At 35.5% G+C, this 16,720-nt stretch carries 15 protein-coding genes; 8 read left to right on the top strand and 7 right to left on the bottom strand.

Annotated elements, in window-relative coordinates; translation table 11 throughout:
• Positions 1–22: 22 nt before the first annotated feature.
• The gene (locus NEF87_RS11450) at positions 23–967 is read left to right on the top strand and encodes an NAD(P)/FAD-dependent oxidoreductase (protein ID WP_457919910.1); all 945 of its coding nucleotides are present in this window, start codon (positions 23–25) and stop codon (positions 965–967) included.
• Between the two features lie 25 nt (positions 968–992).
• Here the strand turns inward: NEF87_RS11450 and NEF87_RS11445 are convergent, their stop codons facing one another.
• A complete protein-coding gene (locus NEF87_RS11445) occupies positions 993–1,991 on the bottom strand; it encodes a DHH family phosphoesterase (protein ID WP_371806690.1) in 999 nt (332 codons plus the stop codon).
• Between the two features lie 70 nt (positions 1,992–2,061).
• A complete protein-coding gene (locus NEF87_RS11440) occupies positions 2,062–3,177 on the bottom strand; it encodes a proteasome-activating nucleotidase (protein WP_371806689.1) in 1,116 nt (371 codons plus the stop codon).
• Between the two features lie 537 nt (positions 3,178–3,714).
• On the opposite strand from NEF87_RS11440, the gene NEF87_RS11435 reads away from it, so the two are divergent.
• Genes NEF87_RS11435 through NEF87_RS11420 form a run of 4 tightly spaced genes read left to right on the top strand, consistent with a single transcriptional unit; the run spans position 3,715 to position 6,839 of the window.
• Complete coding sequence (locus tag NEF87_RS11435) at positions 3,715–4,302, top strand: 2-oxoacid:acceptor oxidoreductase family protein (RefSeq protein WP_457919909.1); 588 nt, start codon at positions 3,715–3,717, stop codon at positions 4,300–4,302.
• A 20-nt stretch (positions 4,303–4,322) separates the two neighbouring features.
• Positions 4,323–4,658 (top strand): 4Fe-4S binding protein, encoded by a 336-nt coding sequence (locus NEF87_RS11430; RefSeq protein ID WP_371806687.1) that lies wholly within the window; start codon positions 4,323–4,325, stop codon positions 4,656–4,658.
• Between the two features lie 2 nt (positions 4,659–4,660).
• Positions 4,661–5,914: a pyruvate ferredoxin oxidoreductase gene (gene porA, locus NEF87_RS11425; protein WP_457919908.1), complete on the top strand. Its 1,254-nt coding sequence runs from the start codon at positions 4,661–4,663 to the stop codon at positions 5,912–5,914.
• 1 nt (position 5,915) lies between these two features.
• Positions 5,916–6,839, top strand: a complete 924-nt coding sequence (locus NEF87_RS11420) for a thiamine pyrophosphate-dependent enzyme (protein WP_457919907.1) — start codon at positions 5,916–5,918, stop codon at positions 6,837–6,839.
• A 570-nt stretch (positions 6,840–7,409) separates the two neighbouring features.
• On the opposite strand, the gene NEF87_RS11415 is transcribed toward NEF87_RS11420, so the two are convergent.
• The 3 genes from NEF87_RS11415 to NEF87_RS11405 form a co-directional block, all read right to left on the bottom strand.
• Positions 7,410–9,158: an ABC transporter substrate-binding protein gene (locus tag NEF87_RS11415; protein WP_457919906.1), complete on the bottom strand. Its 1,749-nt coding sequence runs from the start codon at positions 9,156–9,158 to the stop codon at positions 7,410–7,412.
• Between the two features lie 586 nt (positions 9,159–9,744).
• Positions 9,745–11,493 (bottom strand): ABC transporter substrate-binding protein, encoded by a 1,749-nt coding sequence (locus NEF87_RS11410; protein ID WP_457919905.1) that lies wholly within the window; start codon positions 11,491–11,493, stop codon positions 9,745–9,747.
• Between the two features lie 549 nt (positions 11,494–12,042).
• Positions 12,043–12,189, bottom strand: coding sequence for a hypothetical protein (locus tag NEF87_RS11405; RefSeq protein ID WP_457919904.1), 147 nt, complete (start codon positions 12,187–12,189; stop codon positions 12,043–12,045).
• Positions 12,190–12,623: 434 nt separating this feature from the next.
• Between NEF87_RS11405 and NEF87_RS11400 the strand changes: the two genes are divergently transcribed.
• A complete protein-coding gene (locus tag NEF87_RS11400; RefSeq protein ID WP_371806682.1) occupies positions 12,624–13,532 on the top strand; it encodes a transcription initiation factor IIB in 909 nt (302 codons plus the stop codon).
• 66 nt (positions 13,533–13,598) lie between these two features.
• Here the strand turns inward: NEF87_RS11400 and NEF87_RS11395 are convergent, their stop codons facing one another.
• Positions 13,599–13,736 carry a hypothetical protein gene (locus NEF87_RS11395; RefSeq protein ID WP_457919903.1) on the bottom strand — a complete coding sequence of 46 codons (138 nt, stop codon included), beginning with the start codon at positions 13,734–13,736 and terminating at the stop codon, positions 13,599–13,601.
• A gap of 177 nt (positions 13,737–13,913) precedes the next feature.
• Positions 13,914–14,834, bottom strand: coding sequence for a transcription initiation factor IIB (locus tag NEF87_RS11390; protein WP_371806680.1), 921 nt, complete (start codon positions 14,832–14,834; stop codon positions 13,914–13,916).
• Positions 14,835–15,210: 376 nt separating this feature from the next.
• On the opposite strand from NEF87_RS11390, the gene NEF87_RS11385 reads away from it, so the two are divergent.
• Positions 15,211–15,741, top strand: coding sequence for a GNAT family N-acetyltransferase (locus NEF87_RS11385; protein ID WP_457919902.1), 531 nt, complete (start codon positions 15,211–15,213; stop codon positions 15,739–15,741).
• Between the two features lie 82 nt (positions 15,742–15,823).
• Positions 15,824–16,714: a hypothetical protein gene (locus NEF87_RS11380; RefSeq protein ID WP_457919901.1), complete on the top strand. Its 891-nt coding sequence runs from the start codon at positions 15,824–15,826 to the stop codon at positions 16,712–16,714.
• Positions 16,715–16,720: the final 6 nt, after the last annotated feature.

The following is a 16,720-nucleotide window of genomic DNA, read 5'->3' as shown; positions in this document are numbered from 1 at the left end:
CATTTCACTGGAGATTTCAACAATGATACAAGATCATCAATCGAATTCCTTTGACGTAATTGTGATAGGCGCTGGACCAGCAGGATTATCTGCAGCAATTTATCTTTCTCGGGCAGGGTTATCTACACTTATCGTTGATGAATCAGCTCCCGCCGGTGGCCAAGTAAAAACAACATCGATTGTTGCTAACTACCCCGGATTTATTGAACCCATATCTGGATTACAATTATCTTCTAATATGAAGGAACAAGCAGAGATTTTTGGAACTAAATTCGAATTGGCTTCAGATATCACAGATTATTGCTTTAAAGATGAAATCAAATGGATTGAAATTGATGAGGATGAAAAATTTTATTCTAAATTTATCCTCGTTGCTACTGGGTCTTCTCCCAGATTTTTAGGTTTGCCGGGTGAAAAGGAATTACGAGGAAATGGACTTTCTTATTGCGCTACTTGTGATGGCGAATTTTATAAGGATAAAGATATCTTTGTCATCGGTGGAGGTAATAGTGCCATGGAAGAATCCCTTTTACTTTTGAAACATGTTCGTTCTCTCACGGTTATTCATCAATTTGATCATCTGCAAGCAGAAAGAATCACCGCAGATAAAGTTCTCTCTAATCCGAAAGTTCAAGTTCTATGGTCTCATGAACCCCGTTCCTTTAATCTTGAGGGTGATAAAATTTCTGTTGAGATAGAAGACTTAAAGACTGGAGAAAAAACGACTATAAGTCGTGATGGGGTATTTATTTTTGTAGGTATGCTTCCTAATAGTGATTTTCTTTTAAATCGCCCTGTGAATTTGGCTTTGAATTCATATCACTATATCAAGACCGATTTACATATGAAAACAAATCTTTCAGGAGTCTATGCTGCGGGAGATATCCGAGACAAATCCTACCGTCAAATTACAACCGCCGTTGCTGATGGAACGATAGCAGCTTTAGAAATCATCAAAAATTCTTAAATTTCTAAAAAAAAATTTCATTTTTTTAATCAAATTGAATTAATTCTGCAATTCTAAAGGGTTTTGGGATGTGAAGTTGCGATAATTTTTCATCAAGAATCGTGAGAAATCTATTCAACTTGTTTTTCGGGATTCGGCATCCAATTGCATTCGAATGACCACCTGCATTTCCTCCAATAGATTGGGCTATTTCTGGAATAATCGTTCTTAAATCGATCAACTGTCGCCCTCGAATCGTCAAATCGACCATATCGGGTTTTGATCGTAATTGAATTATTACAATACCAAGTAATGTTCCGGAATGCCCCATGATCCAATGGGCGACTTTCGATCTTGACCCTGCATCTGGATCCATGATATAGGCAAAATTTAATCGTTTTTCATAGTTTTCGAGAATATTCTTACGTTGCAATTTATCCCTTCGTGTACTGCTTAAAGCGGCTCGAGTCAATTCCCGAATTTCACAAGGATATTCTCCTTGACTTAATCGCTGAACGATTTTTCGGAGATCATCATAGTTCGGACCATGAGAAAATTTTTTCAACCCTTCCGCTAATAATCCTGCATCGAGAAATAAAGTGCGACGTTCATAATGGTGCAATAATTCCTTCATTAAAGGAGAATTGTCCAAATAATCACAAATTGCCCCTAAAAGAGCAATATGATCTGCATAACTGGGAAGAGCATGATAAAAATACCGATAAACTATTTCGGTGGCGGAAATACTTTCATTATGGATATTGATGACTTTTTCTGGAAGTGCTTCCGGAAGATGGTGATGATCAAAGTAGTAGATTTCATGCTCTTGGGATATTTTTTCTAGTAGGGCATATGTTTTATGATAGGATTTAATATCAATTGCGATGTCACAAATTAGCAGATCATCATTTATTCCCTTGAGATCTTTTGCTAAACCCGCTGGATGAGTAAAAAAAACCCGTGCATTTTTATATTTCTTCGTCATTTTGATTAAGGATCCACTACAAATTCCATCGGCATCTAAGTGGGTTAGAATTGTTACCATCGATCTATATTCTTCTCTCAAAATTAATAACTTTTTGCAGTAGAAGTGTGGTAATAAAAGGATAAAAAAATTAGGAATAGACTGGTGCTGCTGGGCGTCCTTCACGGACTTTCTTAATATATTTGTTGTAAGCATTGTGGAAATCTTCTCGAAGTACGACTTTACGATTTGCTCGGATTGCATTCATTCCTGCTTCAGTACAAATACTTTTAATATCAGCTCCAGAAAGTTCATCTAAATTCATCGCAATTTTATCTAAATTAACATCTTGAAGAGGCATGTTTCTGGTATGAATTTTGAAGATATCACTTCGTCCTTTAACGTCTGGTAATCCAACTTTTATAATACGATCAAAGCGACCTGGACGCATAATGGCAGGGTCTAAAATATCTGGGCGATTAGTGGCAGCGATAATTTTAACCTGTTGATTAACTTCGAATCCATCCATTTCAGCTAATAATTGCATTAAAGTTCGTTGAACTTCACGATCTGAGACTTGTGAATCCTGAGTTCGTTTGGATGCAACTGCATCGATTTCATCAATAAACAGAACGGCTGGGGCTTTTTCGCGAGCTAAGGAAAATAATTCCCTGACTAATCGGGCACCTTCTCCAATGTATTTCTGGATTAATTCTGATCCCACTAATCGGATAAAGGTTGCGTTCGTGGCATTAGCTACTGCGCGTGCGATCAATGTTTTTCCCGTTCCTGGTGGTCCTTCTAATAATACTCCATTTGGAGGATCGATTCCTATTATATCAAAAATTTCTGGATTTGTTAAAGGAAGTTCGACTACTTCACGGATTGTAAGAATAATGTCGTCTAATCCACCAATGTCTTCATAGGTTTCTTCTGGTTTAGAATCCAATTCCATCCCAGCAACGAAAGCATCTACATTTGGAGGTAAGATTTTAACGATTTTTAAAGTTTGTTGGTCGACTCCCACTACATCTCCAGATTTTAAGGTTTCAAAGGGAGAAGCGACCAAAAAGTCATTTCCAGAAGGAGTATGAATAACAACGAAGCTATCATCAACTATTCGGGAGACAGTTGCTAAAAGCAAAGGAGGAATCGCCATTTTTTGTATTCTACGTTGGAGTCTATCCAATTCATTACGATATCTGTCCCGCTCGCGCAAAGCACGGGCAAGTTGCTCCCTCGTTTTTTTCAATTCTGAGTCTGTCATATTTTATACAAATGATTAAAATGAATTATTTGTAAAAAATCTGTGCATTTAAATTAAAAACTATTTGTCGGTATTTCTTGAGAATTATAATGGGTAAAACTATTTTTTCATTTGGAACAATCGTTTATTTTTATTAGTGCCAATCGGAAGGAGTTATTAAGAGTATTTTTCTAGGGTACTCATTAAAATCATTAGAAATGGAATTATTGTGCTTTAAATTCTCTCAAAACTCAGTTGTTCCCTTTCCAAAACAAGTTCATTAAAACCCAACCAATAAAAAGTTGAAGATATTTTTTCATGGAAATTTTTTAGAAAGTGGGTTCTTTCTCCCAAAATCATCATAAATAGAAAAATTAAATGTAAATAAGTATTATGATTAATCGTTAATCCGATGCATTCCCCGTATCGAGGATATTTTAGAATGGTTATTTTTGCGGGGATAATGGTGTATTTTAATAAATCCGGATTGAAAAATGATCCAATGTACGAAAAAAGCAACAAATTTTCACATATTTGTGGAATTGCTTGGTGACGAACATGATAGAAATTATATTTTACGGAAGAGGTGGGATGGGTGCTGTGACTGCAGGTAAAATTCTTGCAGATGCGGCAATCCTTAGTGGAAACTATCCCGAAGTGTCTGCTTTTCCAAGTTTTGGGACCGAACGGCGTGGTGCGCCTGTTCAAGCATTTTGTAGGATCTCAGATACTCCAATTTGGACTCGTGCCCATATTGAAAAAGCAGATTATGCCATTGTTTTAGATGAAACCGTTTTTGGAACACATATTATAAGCAGTATAAAAGAAACAGGTGCTCTTATCTTAAATACTCCCAAATGTCCTAGTGAAATTCGAGAAACTTATGATTTTGGAGATTCAAAAATTACGATTGTTACTGCGGATTTAACCCAGATTGCTTTTGATTTGAAATTAACAACCAAAGAAAATCAACCAATTGTGAATACTTCGGTATTAGGCGTTATTACCAAATCATCGGTGAAGATCAATTTAGCTGATGCACAAAAGGCTATTGAAAATAAATTTGGAGCTAGTTCAAAAACGGCCCTAAATGTGAAAGCGGCTCAAATGGCTGCTGAACTTGCTGAAGTGGGAGAAGTTAATTAATTTACTAAGGGATGATAAAAATGGTATTTACAGAAAAAGATGCAAACTATGAGAAAAATATTTCTCGTTCCATTCTTGCCTCAATGCAGACTCCTGCTGTTGGGGAAGCTGGAAAAACCGGTTCTTGGCGAACAGTTCGCCCAGTAATTGATGCAAGTCGATGTACGGTTGTGAAAACTGGGAAACCTACTTGCCATTTTTGCTGGATGTATTGTCCAGAAAATACTGTCACTCGAACAATCCCTCCGACCTTTAATCTTGATTATTGTAAAGGTTGTGGGATCTGTGCGACTGAATGTCCAACAAAATGTATTGAAATGGTTTCTGAAAAAGAATCCCGTGATGGAGTGTGCTAAAAGTGCCCGAAAAAAAAGTAATTACTGGTAATCATGCAGCGGCTTATGCGTGCAGAAGTGCGCGTGTTGAAGTAGTCGCCGCCTATCCGATTACTCCTCAAAGTCCTGTTGTTGAAAAAATATCTGAATTTGTTGAAGCAGAAGAAATGGGAAATACCCAATTTGTTACCGTCGAAAGCGAACAAAGCGCGATTGCAGCTGTTATAGCAGCCAGTCAAATGGGTTCTCGTGTTTTTACTGCATCTAGTGCAAATGGTCTTGCCTATATGTACGAATTGCTATGTTGGGCTGCTGGATCTCGTTTACCTGTCGTCATGTGTATTGCAACTCGTGCATTAGGTGCTCCGTGGTCGGTCTGGACAGACCATCAAGATGCATTCTCTGTGAGAGATGTGGGATTTATCCAACAATTTGTTGAAACAAATCAAGAGGCATATGATACTGTTTTAATGTCATATCGCGTTGCTGAAGATCCACGTGTTTATTTACCTGCATTTGTCAGTTATGATGGTTATATTTTATCTCATACTATGATGCCTGTGCAAATTGAGGACCAAGAAAAAGTAGATGAATTTCTTCCCCCATTAAAACACCACATTAATTTAACAGATTTTAACAATATTAAAAGTGTCAATGCTGTGACTCCTCCAGGAATGTCAGTACGCCCCGAAGGAAAAACTCCAGGTTATTACGAATTCCGATATTCCATGCAAAAGGCCCATGAATACGCATTTGAAGTCATTGAAGAAGTAGCTAAAGATTTTGAAGCCAAGTTTGGACGATCTTATGGAAATGGGATCTACAAAGCCTATAAAGCCGAAGATGCCGAAGTGCTAATTTTTGGTGTTGGATCGGTTGCTTCTGAATCCCGTGGTGTGGTCGATACTCTCCGAGAAGATGGATTAAAAGTAGGTTTAATCAGTCTAAAACTTTTCCGTCCTTTCCCGGTAAAATATTTGCGAGAAGCCTTCAGCAATGCAAAACTTATTGTGGTCTTCGATCGTGATGTAGGTTATGGATACGAAGGAATCTTATCGTATGAATTAAAAGCTGCTTTGTATGCTGGAAATAATCACCCCGAAATTCGGAGCTTCATTGTTGGGCTCGGTGGACGGGATGTAACCCATGATGATTTATACAATAGTGTTAAAAAATCCATTGCAGAACAAGGAAATCATGATATCCAAGCAAATGTACATACTGAATTTATAGGAACTCAATTAGAAGAGTTGGGTTATAAAAAGGAGGAAAATTAAAATGGTCTTAAAAATTTCTGAATTGCCTGAAGAAGAATATATTCAATCGGGAACTCGATTATGTTCCGGATGTGGAATTCAACTTGCCTATCGCTGGGCACTTAAAGCTCTTGGTCCAAAAACAATCATAACTAATCCAGCATCATGCTCTACTGTGTGCGGTGGTGTTGGTGGTTATACTCCTATGAAGGTTCCAGCTTTTTATTGTTGTTTTGAAACCGTAGCAGCTAATGCTGCCGGAGCTTCTGCAGCACTTAAAGCTCAAGGGAAAGATAAAGAAATTGTTGTTCTCGCATGGGCTGGTGATGGGGGAACTTATGATATTGGAATTCAAGGATTAAGTGGTGCTGCTGAACGGGGTGATAACTTCATTTTTGCTTGTGTTAACAATGAGGCATACATGAATACTGGAATTCAAAGATCTGGTGCTACGCCTTTTGGTGCAAAGACTACAACCACTCCAATTAAAGGAAAAGTGCAAGTCAAAAAGAATATGCTTAAAATTATGGCTGCTCATGGGTTAAGTTATATTGCCACCTGTTCAATTAGTCATCCACGGGATATTTATGAAAAATTCAAGAAAGCTCGTGAATATAATGGTCAAGGTGTTCGCTATATTGAAATTCTCGGATCTTGTCCACCAGGTTGGGGATTTCCAATGAGTGATTCGATTCAAATGACACGAATGGCTGTTGAATCAGGATATTGGCCTCTATTCGAACGTGAGAATGGAAAATTAACTATTTCTCAACCAAGTAAACGCTATCTAAATAAAGAAAAGCGCAAGGATATTCGAGATTATTTAGCTAAGCAAAATCGATTCAAGGGTATGTCTGAAGAAATAATTGGTCAATGGAATCAATATATTGATGACCTCTGGGCAGAATTGGAAAATGAACTTCGTTTACAAGGCGATCTTGAGTAGACACAAAATATTGCAAAAAAACCTTTTTTTTCTTTTTTAGTGAATGAATATCCGAAAAAAGGATGTTATTATTGAATTTATCTCAAATATATAAAAGGGGACGTTTTAACCAATTTTCTAACCAGAAATGACCTTCTACTCTAAATCCCCAATTTTGTGATATACATTCAGCTCATAAAATTCGAAATTTGATTATTTTTACTTGATTTTTTACCGAAAACCATCGTAATAAAATAATTTTAAAAGTTGATATCTCTTAATATTTTATAGATAGATTGTGTATAGTGGTGACCCTTAGAAAAGAGTGTGGTGACTTTTTTCTATTGATCTATTGTGTGATTAAATTTCAATCATTTTTTTTTTTTCCTTCTTAATATTGCTTGAATCTATTGCAGACATCAAAATTCCTTTGGATATAAGCTAATTATTTTAAAATGGGACCCTCAGGACAGGAATGCTTTCCAAAGCAAAGTGGTGACCTGTCCTGAAGATCGAGTGTGATTAAAAACAAAGTGATTTGAGCAGTGTGATAGGGTATATTCAAAAAAAAAAAAAAAATCTAATAATACCTTAGTTTCGTTTTTTATACATCAATCCTGAAAAGGAAATAGCTGCAATTCCGAAGATTGCTAATATATTGAAACCAGGGATCCCTTTTGGTATTTTTGTGTAATCAAACGTCCATAAGTAGAAATATGGAATTCCCATTGCATTACGACAAGTGTTTTCGACACCAATGTATCTTACTGATCGACTATTTGAGACGTACAAGTAGGCCCATGGAACAATTTCGTCATTGATATAATTTTGCATTTCCTTGTAAATTTCTTCACGGGCAGTCATATTTGTTTCAGTTAAACCATCAGACATCATTTTTTGCAATTTGCTGTCGTTTACATGAGCTGCGTTAGCTGAAGAGGTATTTGACATGAGAGGGTTGATAAAATTACTTGGATCATTATAATCCGGACCCCATCCAAGCATGTAGATTTCAACTTCTGCATTGTTTAAATCGTTTAAGAATTCACCCCATGTTTTTCCAGTGACCGCGACGGAAATACCAATTTTGGCCAAGTTTGCTTTGCATAGTTCTCCAACTCCTTCTCGCATCGCATTTCCTGCATTATAGGTATATGAATAGCTGGCAATTTCGGCAGCTTCCCATTCTTCATCGGCGCTAGTCTCGTCTAAATCAAAGCCTGATGGGGCTGTTAATTCTCCAGCAGCAATTGCATCTAAAATATGCAATCGGGCAGATGTTATGTTTTGAACAGGTGCTTTAATGCTTTCATCATGATACATGATACCTTTTGGGACAATGGAAGTCATTTGGGCTAATTCACCCTTTCCTAATTCTTCAATAATGTAAGTATAGTTAATGGCGTCTCGTATTGCAAAACGTGTGTTAACACCAATTACATCATTATCCATCCCTAAATAGATGATTACTGTTCCTTGTAAGCGGTCGCCAACTTCATGGAATTCACTCCCTGCATATTCACTCATAAATTCTAGGGAGATTGCACCAACAGCATCCACATCTCCAGATAAAAATGCTTGATTTAAGGTGGTGGCATCATCATATAGTACCCAGTGCATTTCTTTAATTTCAGGAATGTGTTCGCCGTAATAATCCTCAAAATATTTGTAGACAGTCAATCGGTCGTTGTTTGATTCTTGATAATATGGTCCCGTTCCAATTAAAGTGTCTGTGGCAGTAACTAAATATTCTTCAGCGGGTGTGCTTTTTTCAGACAAAATAACTGATCCATAGAAACATAACAAAGGTTCAAATGCTACATATGGGTAGTTTAAGGTGAATTTGACTGTATAATCATCAATAGCTTCGGTTTTGTTGATTAAAAGAGGTGTATTTGGATATAAGGAAGCTAATGGTTCATATAATTCTGCAATTTGGGTTTGTGTTTCATTCACGCAAAAGAATTCTAAGCGTTCAAAAGAAAATACAACATCATCTGCTGTGAAATCCTCTCCATCGTGGAATTTTACTCCCTGTTTGAGTTCAACTGTGTATTCTGTTGCATCTTCAGACCAATTTCCAAAGTCTTTGGCAAGTTGTGGTTGGATCGCTAGGTTAGGATCGGTTAAGTCATAGGAAAAAAGACCTTCGCTGATTTGCGTGATCATATCTCCTGAAGCGCTGTCCCAAGCATTTTGTGGATCTAAATTTACCACCAAAGAACTAACGCCATATATAAACGGTCGTTCAGCTACTTCTTCTTCAGCCATGACCATTGCTGGGATCATAGTGCTAAAGAGAAGGGCAGCCATTACGACATACATTTTCGTGTGTTTCATTTCAATCACATGTTCTTAATTTCGATTTTTAGAAATGGTGAGATTTAAGAACAAGATAAACATAGAAAAATTACTATATAAATCCTTGCTTTTTGACCCTTGTTCATCAATCTAGTTTATCCAAATTAAAATTCGGCAAAAATAAAACCGAGAAAAGGCCGAATATTATTAATTTTAAGAATAGAATATTTACCAAATTGATTAGATGGTTATTCTATTCAAGGTATTTCAAAATATATGAAAAATGGAAAGACTTAGTTGGCCCAATTATGAATATTAAAAATCTGAAATAATTTAAAATAACTTAATAATATAGATAAAAAAAGTGAATTATGATTTTTTCGTCATTTTTCATAATTACATTCAAATGAAAAAAATTCACTAAACAAAATTCCCATTACTGCAATAATTTTGCATTGATTTACCAGTGGTGATCCTCTAGATGGGAGTTGTTTGCTATCAAACGGTGTGGTGATCCGATCTAGAGGATCGATTGTGTGATTAAATCAATATAATTTTGGTTATATTTCATGTTTTATGAGTATGATTGGAAAAAAAAAGTATTGAAAATTATTTATTTCAGTACTTAGTGGCGTTTTTTATAAATTAACGCTGAAAAAGTAATTGCTGCAACACCAAATAGGGCAAGAATGTTAAATCCTGGAATACCTTTTGGAATTGAAGAGTAATCAAAGGTCCATAGGTAGAAATATGGAATTCCCATCGCATTACGACAAGTATTTTCAGCACCATTATAACGAACTGATCGAGCGTTTCCAGTATACAAATAAGCCCATGGGACAATATCATATGCAATATATTGCTGAATTTCATGATAGAGCTCTTCACGTTTAGTCATATTTGTTTCAGTTAAACCATCAGACATCATAGTTTGTAATTGGGAGTCATTAACGTGAGCTGCGTTCGCTGAAGATGTATTAGACATCAAGGGGTTGATAAAATTGCTAGGATCGTTATAGTCTGGTCCCCATCCAAGCATATAAATTTCTACATTTCCTTCATCTAAATCGTTGAGGAATTCTCCCCACGTTTTTCCATTGACTGCTACATCGATTCCGATTTTATCTAAGTTCGCTTTGCATAATTCGCCAACTGCTTCTCGATTAGCGTTTCCAGTGTTGTAAGTATAGGAATAACTCTCGATTGCAACAGCGGCCCATTCTTCATCGGGACTAGTTTCATCCAAATCAAATCCGGCTGGTGCAGTTAATTCTCCAGCGGCGATTGCATCTAATATATGTAACCGAGCGGCGGTAAGATTTTGAACGGGCGCTTCAATGCTTGTATCATGATACATAATACCTTTTGGAACGATAGAAGTCATTTGAGCTAGTTCACCCTTTCCAATTTCATCAATAATATAGGTGTAGTTAATAGCATCCTGAATAGCAAGTCGAGTATTAAGCTTGATTACAGTGTTATCCATACCTAAATAAACAATAACTGTCGATTGCAATCGATCTCCAACTGTGTGGTACTCACTACCTTCATATTCTGACATAAATTCTAAACTAATTCCATCAACAGCATCAACATCACCGGATAAAAATGCTTGGTTTTGAGTGGTAGCATCGTCATATAACACCCAGTGCATTTCTTTAATCTCAGGAATGTGTTCCCCATAATAATCTTCAAAATATTTGTAGACGGTTAATCGATCACTATTTGATTCTTGATAGTATGGGCCCGTTCCAATTAAAGTGTCTGTGGCAGTAATTAAATACTCTCTAGCTGGTGTACTTTTTTCAGACAAAATAACTGATCCATAGAAACATAACAAAGGTTCAAAAGCAACATATGGATAGTTAAGTGTGAATTTCACAGTATAATCGTTGATAGCTTCGGTTTTGTTGATTAAAAGAGGTGTATCAGGATATATAGAAGCTAGTGGTTCGTATAATTCTGCAATTTGGGTTGGAGTTTCATTAGAACAGAAATAGTTCAATCGATCGAAGGTAAATACAACATCATCAGCAGTCATTTCTTCCCCATCATGGAATTTTACTCCTTGTTTGAGTTCAATGGTGTATTCTGTTGCATCTTCAGACCAATTTCCAAAATCTTTGGCAAGCTGTGGTTGGAGGGCCAAATTAGGATCGGTTAAATCGTAAGAGAGAAGACCTTCACTAATTTGAGAAATCATATCTCCGGAGGCACTGTCCCAAGCGGTTTGTGGATCTAAATCCACTACTAGGGAACCCACCCCATATATAAATGGTCGTTCGGCTGCTTCTTCTTCTGCCATGACCATTGAGGGGATCATGGTGCTAAAAAGAAGAGCTGCCATTACGACATACATTTTGGTGTGTTTCATTTCAATCACTTTGTTCTTATTCATTATTAAAAAAAGGCATTTTTTTTAACAATTTTTTTCTAAGAACATTGTAATCATAGAAGCTTTATTATTTAAATCCTCGCCTATAAACTATGTTTCATTTATGTGGTCTGCCAAAGTAATTGAATAATGAAAATTATTGATTGATGTTGAGGGCTTGAAATTATAATGAAGATTGATATTTTTTTCCAAATCACTTCAAAGTTGGTCCAATTTATCAGATTCATTATTTTGGAAAATTGATTTTCAATATTTGTCAAAATATTATTTTTGGCCCAAAATTGAAAATAAGTTAATTCAATAAAAATCGTGTTTAGTAAAATGAAAACTATTTTCTGAATATATTCATTTTTGAATAAAAATAAGTAAAATAAGACATTATTTTCAAAATGAAAGAAAGAATAAGATTGGATACAATTATGCTTAAAAATCTTATGAAAGGTAAAAATGCGGATGTTAAGGGTTTTTAATCTGTGATTTTTTGTTTAAGGAAATTAAAATTTAAATATAATGAAACCTAGGTTTTTTTTAACTTGATTTCACTTTCAAGAACTGAAAATTTACATCATTTTTATATGTCTGGGATGCCAATTTTGGTTTTTCTTTAATTTTAGTGTCTTTAAAATGCACAAATCTCCCATTTAACTTAATCTGTTCATCAAAGTAATAATACATTGAGTTTCACCAATAGACATGAAATTTTATTTTTTTATGAGAAAAAAAAATAATTTCACTATAGTATTTCATATAACGTTCGGAAATATAAATATTATGAAAATGTAAATTTTCAAATGTATAAATTTTAATATACTTAGGTCTTTTTGTTGCACATTCTTTCATTGAGTCTAAATCAATTCTCAAACGAAAACAATCCTATGGGGATTAAAACGCTTTATCTTGTTAGAAAAACATTTGTTCATTCTGAACTTTTTTGAAAGTGAACCATGAATGTATTCTGTAAATTTGCAAAATGTCTAAAAATAACATTTAAAAGTTGAATATGGATTTATTAATGTGCTGGAAAATTTCGTGGTGAACTACTAAAAATTACGTTTTAATCTCATGATAATTGTCCTTTCATTATTAATCCTTATAAGTGTTGAAAATCTATGTCCTATCGAAGAAATATGTTTAAAGATCAAGACGACGATGATGAACCTTGTTGTCCAAGCCCTGATGTCATTGTTAATGATGATGGTACTCGGGTCTGCCAAAATTGTGGTTTAACTTTTGGACAAGCATTTGTTGATTCTGAACGTCGGGCTTATACCTCCGAAGAAGTACAATCTCGTCGCCGTACTGAACCAAAATGGCGCTCTTTCGGACCACGTACAGTAATTACTGGTGTTCAAGCTGATGCTCGAGGCCATCAACTTGGAGCTAAAAAACAAGCTTTGTTTAGTCGTCTTAGTAAAATTCAAGGATCTCTCGTTTCGAGTCTGGAACGGAACTTCTGGGAAGCTAAGCCAAAATTAAATGCCTTAAGTTTGAAACTAAATATCCCCGCTCAAATCCAAGAAACTGCCTGGAAAATCTATACTGAAGTTGCCCGACAAAAACTTACCATGGGTCGCTCCATTGATGGTTTTGTGACTGCCTCCATGTATGCTGCCATTCGAATTCATGAATTTCCACGATTATTAGAAGAAATCGTTGAAGTGGCTATCATTCCATTACGAAGTGTCCATCGATCTTTAGGATTAATTGTTAGGAATGTATTCCCAATTTTGAAAATGAAATACAAACCTGTCACAACAAAATCACTGGTATATCGATTTGGTAATGAGCTAAAACTTTCGATGTCTACTCAAACGGAAGCAGCAGGTATGTTGGACAAAAGTCGAAAAGCAGGTTTAAAATCAATGGGTAAGGATCCTAAGGGATTAGCTGCTGCTGCATTATACATGGCATGTAAGAATTCAAACGAAAAACGTACACAAGCCCAAATCGCCGATGTGGCGCGAATCACTGAAGTTACTTTGCGAACTCGGGTAAAACAAATTAAATCTTATCTATAAATGATAAAAGGGTTGAATACCTCTTTTTTCCTTCTTGTTTTAAAAATTGAACTTAGTAAAAAATTTTCATTGCTTTAACTGCAATTGAAGTGTTTCTCTAATTTTCTTTAACCATTTGATTTGATTTTCAATAATAATTAATCGTTTTCGAATTTCTACCTTATCTCTTGGTTCTTCCTTAACCAAATCTGCAGTTTCTGTCATCGAACAATCAACTCCACACAAGTGTGTTTTTAAATATACTTATATAAACATCTATGCTTCGACCCTATTTAATGCTTCATATTAATCCCATGAAAAACGGGAAAATCAAATTTAGGGTGTTTTTTTTTATTAAAATAGAGGAAGAGGAAAAAAATGTTGATACTGATCTGCAAGACTCTATCGAACTAATATGTGCCCACGAATTTGTTTTGCCCTTGTTCGTAAAGTTACTTCTGTAATTCGGGCAATATTTGCAATTTGAGTTTGGGTTTTTCGCTCTCCATTTTGTTTCGCCGCCAGATATAATACCGCAGCAGCAATACCTTTTGGATCTTTACCCATACGTTTCAATCCACGTTTTGATGCGGTTTGTAAAATCGAATAGGCATCCTTTTGGGTGGTAATGGTTAATCCTAATTCTGCACCAAAACGATAAATTAGAGGGTTGGGTGAAATTGGTTTGTATTTGAAACCCATTGGTGGCAAAATCAAGCGAACAATCAACCCCAAACTGCGGTGGACAGATCTGAGGGGGATCAAAGCCACTTCCACAATTTCTTCTAATAATCGTGGAAAATTGTGAATCCGGATGGCTGCGTATAATGATGCAGTCACGAAGGATTCAATTGAACGACCCATGGTGAGTTTTTGTCGAGCGACTTGAGAATAAATTTTCCATGCACTTTCCTCGATAAATTGAGGTATTTGTAATTTTTGACAAAGGCTCATTAGTTTGGGCTTAGATTCCCAGAAATTTCGTTCAATACTATTGATTAGGGAGCCTTGAATTTTCGATAGTCGAGAAAAAAGTTGAGCTCGTTTACTGTCTAATGTGGCGCCTTTGCAATCAGTTTTAGAAATGCCTATCACCGTGCGTGGGCCATAACTTCGCCAACGAGGTTCGGTACGGCGTCGATTCTTCACTTCATCTGCAGTATATGCCCTTCGTTCAGAAGATACAAATTCTTGACCGAAAACTAACCCACAGTTTTGACAGACGCGAAATCCATCGTCCGTTATAGTCACATTGGGTGTAGTACAACAATCATTGGAGGCATCATCAAAATCATCAAAGTTAAGTCCATAGGGTGTTGTCATAATTCTTACCTGAAAATTAAAACCATCTTAGTTCGAGAAAAAAAAACCGTAAGATTTAAGTTGGTTATAACCAAAAAATTCAAAAGTGCCTTATAAGTTTTATGGAATATCTCTCCCATTCTTAACCCATTATTAAAAATAGGTTCAATTTGGAATTTTATCGAATAATAGATGTTTCTTTAGAAAGATTCTCTTTTTGATCAATATTCATTGTGATATTTCTAAAATACAACCCCTAATTTTAGAATCTTTCCATGGTACGTATATTGAAACAATCTATATTTAAGAGACCTTTATTTTTTTCTGTGGATTTCTTATGAAAGTCTTAATAAAAAATGAAATTTTAAACTGAAGTCGCATTTAATCAATGGATAACATGGTATTTTCAGTCATACGTGCTTCCCGTACTTTAATGGTTGAGGTTCAGAGGATCATTAATAGTAATTTTTACCTTTATAAAGATATCATTGTTCATCCAGAAGATATTTCCGAACATCAAGTGGATGAAGCCTGGGTTGAAAAAAATTTTGCTCGTCGTGAATTTTATGTCGCACGGGATCAAGGAGAATATGTGGGCATGTGTTCTTACCAAAAAATCGGATCCTTTGCATACATCGGTTATTTGTTTGTTCAAGATGGTTATCATCGCCAAGGATATGGTAAAAAAATGCTGCAATTTTTGGAAATGCGAACTTACCAAGATAAGCTCACCGATTTACGGTTATTCAGTAATAAGAACGCACAATGGGCTATTGAAGCTTATTTGAAAATGGGATTTTCTATCCTATCTTCCGATGCTACTGAAATTTGCAATATGGAAGGAGGGGTTATGGCCCCTTTTTATGAAACCAATCATATTTTTTTTCAAAAGATATTACCTTCTCCAAAACCGATTAGTTTTATGTAATACAAATCTAATCATATATGCAGATGGAGTGTGAATCAAGATGATTTTCTTTAATTGGGTGACGGTGAATTGGTTGGTATGGATGCCGATACAAATTATTATTATTATTATTCTAATATTCATCTTAAGATTATTACGCCGAAGACATCGGTGGGGCCCAATTGAAGTAAGCCATGTACACGAGGAATATTGGCATTTTCAAGATCAAAAAATTCCCTGCTATGTTAAATCTTCTCCAAATCGAGAAAAAACTTCACAAGTGACAGCAAAAAATGTTCCATATCGACCGATTAATCAAAATTCTTGCCCCAAAATCTTATTTTTTCCCCCAATATTTGCTAAAACTCAGCAGAAATATTATTTATCTATGAGTTTAGCTCTCTTGGGGTTTGATGTCATAACAATTTCGGCGGATCAGCTTTGTAAACTCTTTCCCAATGCTCATGGATCTTCTAAAACATTCCAAACTATCCTACAAGAATTAAAAATATCAAAGGTGATTGCTTTTGATTATGCAATTTCTCCTATCATGCAGATCTATTCCAATATTTCCACACTGGAAAGAGAAAAATTGAAGCTGAAATGGATTTTTATACGTCCTACATTAAATTGGAATTTTATTCAGCCAAGCAATCATTTACTGCCGTTCACATATCCTTGGATTTCACGCAAAAAACTTTCAAAATATAGTTCTTGGTATTTCTCATTATTTCCTCTTAATTCCAAACTAAATATATCAGTAGATATGCAATCTTTACCATCCCCCACTCTCTTCAAAGATTCTATTCGTTTTATCAATCCAAGTTTTACTTGGATCTCTCCCAAGTTTTTAAAAGTGCAGCAAGATTGGATGGAACAAACGCTTACGGTACCAAATATCCAATGTATCACGTTTACAAAAGGAAATTGGTGTTTCTTTCGCAATGAAACCGTTGTCTTGGGATATATTGCTCAATTTTTATATGAAGTTTAACCATGT

Source organism: Candidatus Lokiarchaeum ossiferum (assembly GCA_025839675.1).
Classification (GTDB): domain Archaea; phylum Asgardarchaeota; class Lokiarchaeia; order Sigyniarchaeales; family Promethearchaeaceae; genus Lokiarchaeum; species Lokiarchaeum ossiferum.
The sequence above is the reverse complement of the archived record's forward strand: the minus strand, read 5'-3'. Positions and strand labels throughout refer to the sequence as shown.

Coding starts and splice junctions, on each gene's coding strand:
- NEF87_RS11390 (WP_371806680.1), bottom strand. CDS start 14,834: ATGACAACACCCTATGGACTTAACTTTGATGATTTTGATGATGCCTCC.
- NEF87_RS11420 (WP_457919907.1), top strand. CDS start 5,916: ATGGTCTTAAAAATTTCTGAATTGCCTGAAGAAGAATATATTCAATCG.
- NEF87_RS11395 (WP_457919903.1), bottom strand. CDS start 13,736: ATGACAGAAACTGCAGATTTGGTTAAGGAAGAACCAAGAGATAAGGTA.
- NEF87_RS11405 (WP_457919904.1), bottom strand. CDS start 12,189: ATGTATTATTACTTTGATGAACAGATTAAGTTAAATGGGAGATTTGTG.
- NEF87_RS11435 (WP_457919909.1), top strand. CDS start 3,715: ATGATAGAAATTATATTTTACGGAAGAGGTGGGATGGGTGCTGTGACT.
- NEF87_RS11430 (WP_371806687.1), top strand. CDS start 4,323: ATGGTATTTACAGAAAAAGATGCAAACTATGAGAAAAATATTTCTCGT.
- NEF87_RS11445 (WP_371806690.1), bottom strand. CDS start 1,991: ATGGTAACAATTCTAACCCACTTAGATGCCGATGGAATTTGTAGTGGA.
- NEF87_RS11385 (WP_457919902.1), top strand. CDS start 15,211: ATGGTATTTTCAGTCATACGTGCTTCCCGTACTTTAATGGTTGAGGTT.
- NEF87_RS11440 (WP_371806689.1), bottom strand. CDS start 3,177: ATGACAGACTCAGAATTGAAAAAAACGAGGGAGCAACTTGCCCGTGCT.
- NEF87_RS11410 (WP_457919905.1), bottom strand. CDS start 11,493: ATGAAACACACCAAAATGTATGTCGTAATGGCAGCTCTTCTTTTTAGC.
- NEF87_RS11415 (WP_457919906.1), bottom strand. CDS start 9,158: ATGAAACACACGAAAATGTATGTCGTAATGGCTGCCCTTCTCTTTAGC.
- NEF87_RS11380 (WP_457919901.1), top strand. CDS start 15,824: ATGCCGATACAAATTATTATTATTATTATTCTAATATTCATCTTAAGA.
- NEF87_RS11450 (WP_457919910.1), top strand. CDS start 23: ATGATACAAGATCATCAATCGAATTCCTTTGACGTAATTGTGATAGGC.
- NEF87_RS11400 (WP_371806682.1), top strand. CDS start 12,624: ATGTCCTATCGAAGAAATATGTTTAAAGATCAAGACGACGATGATGAA.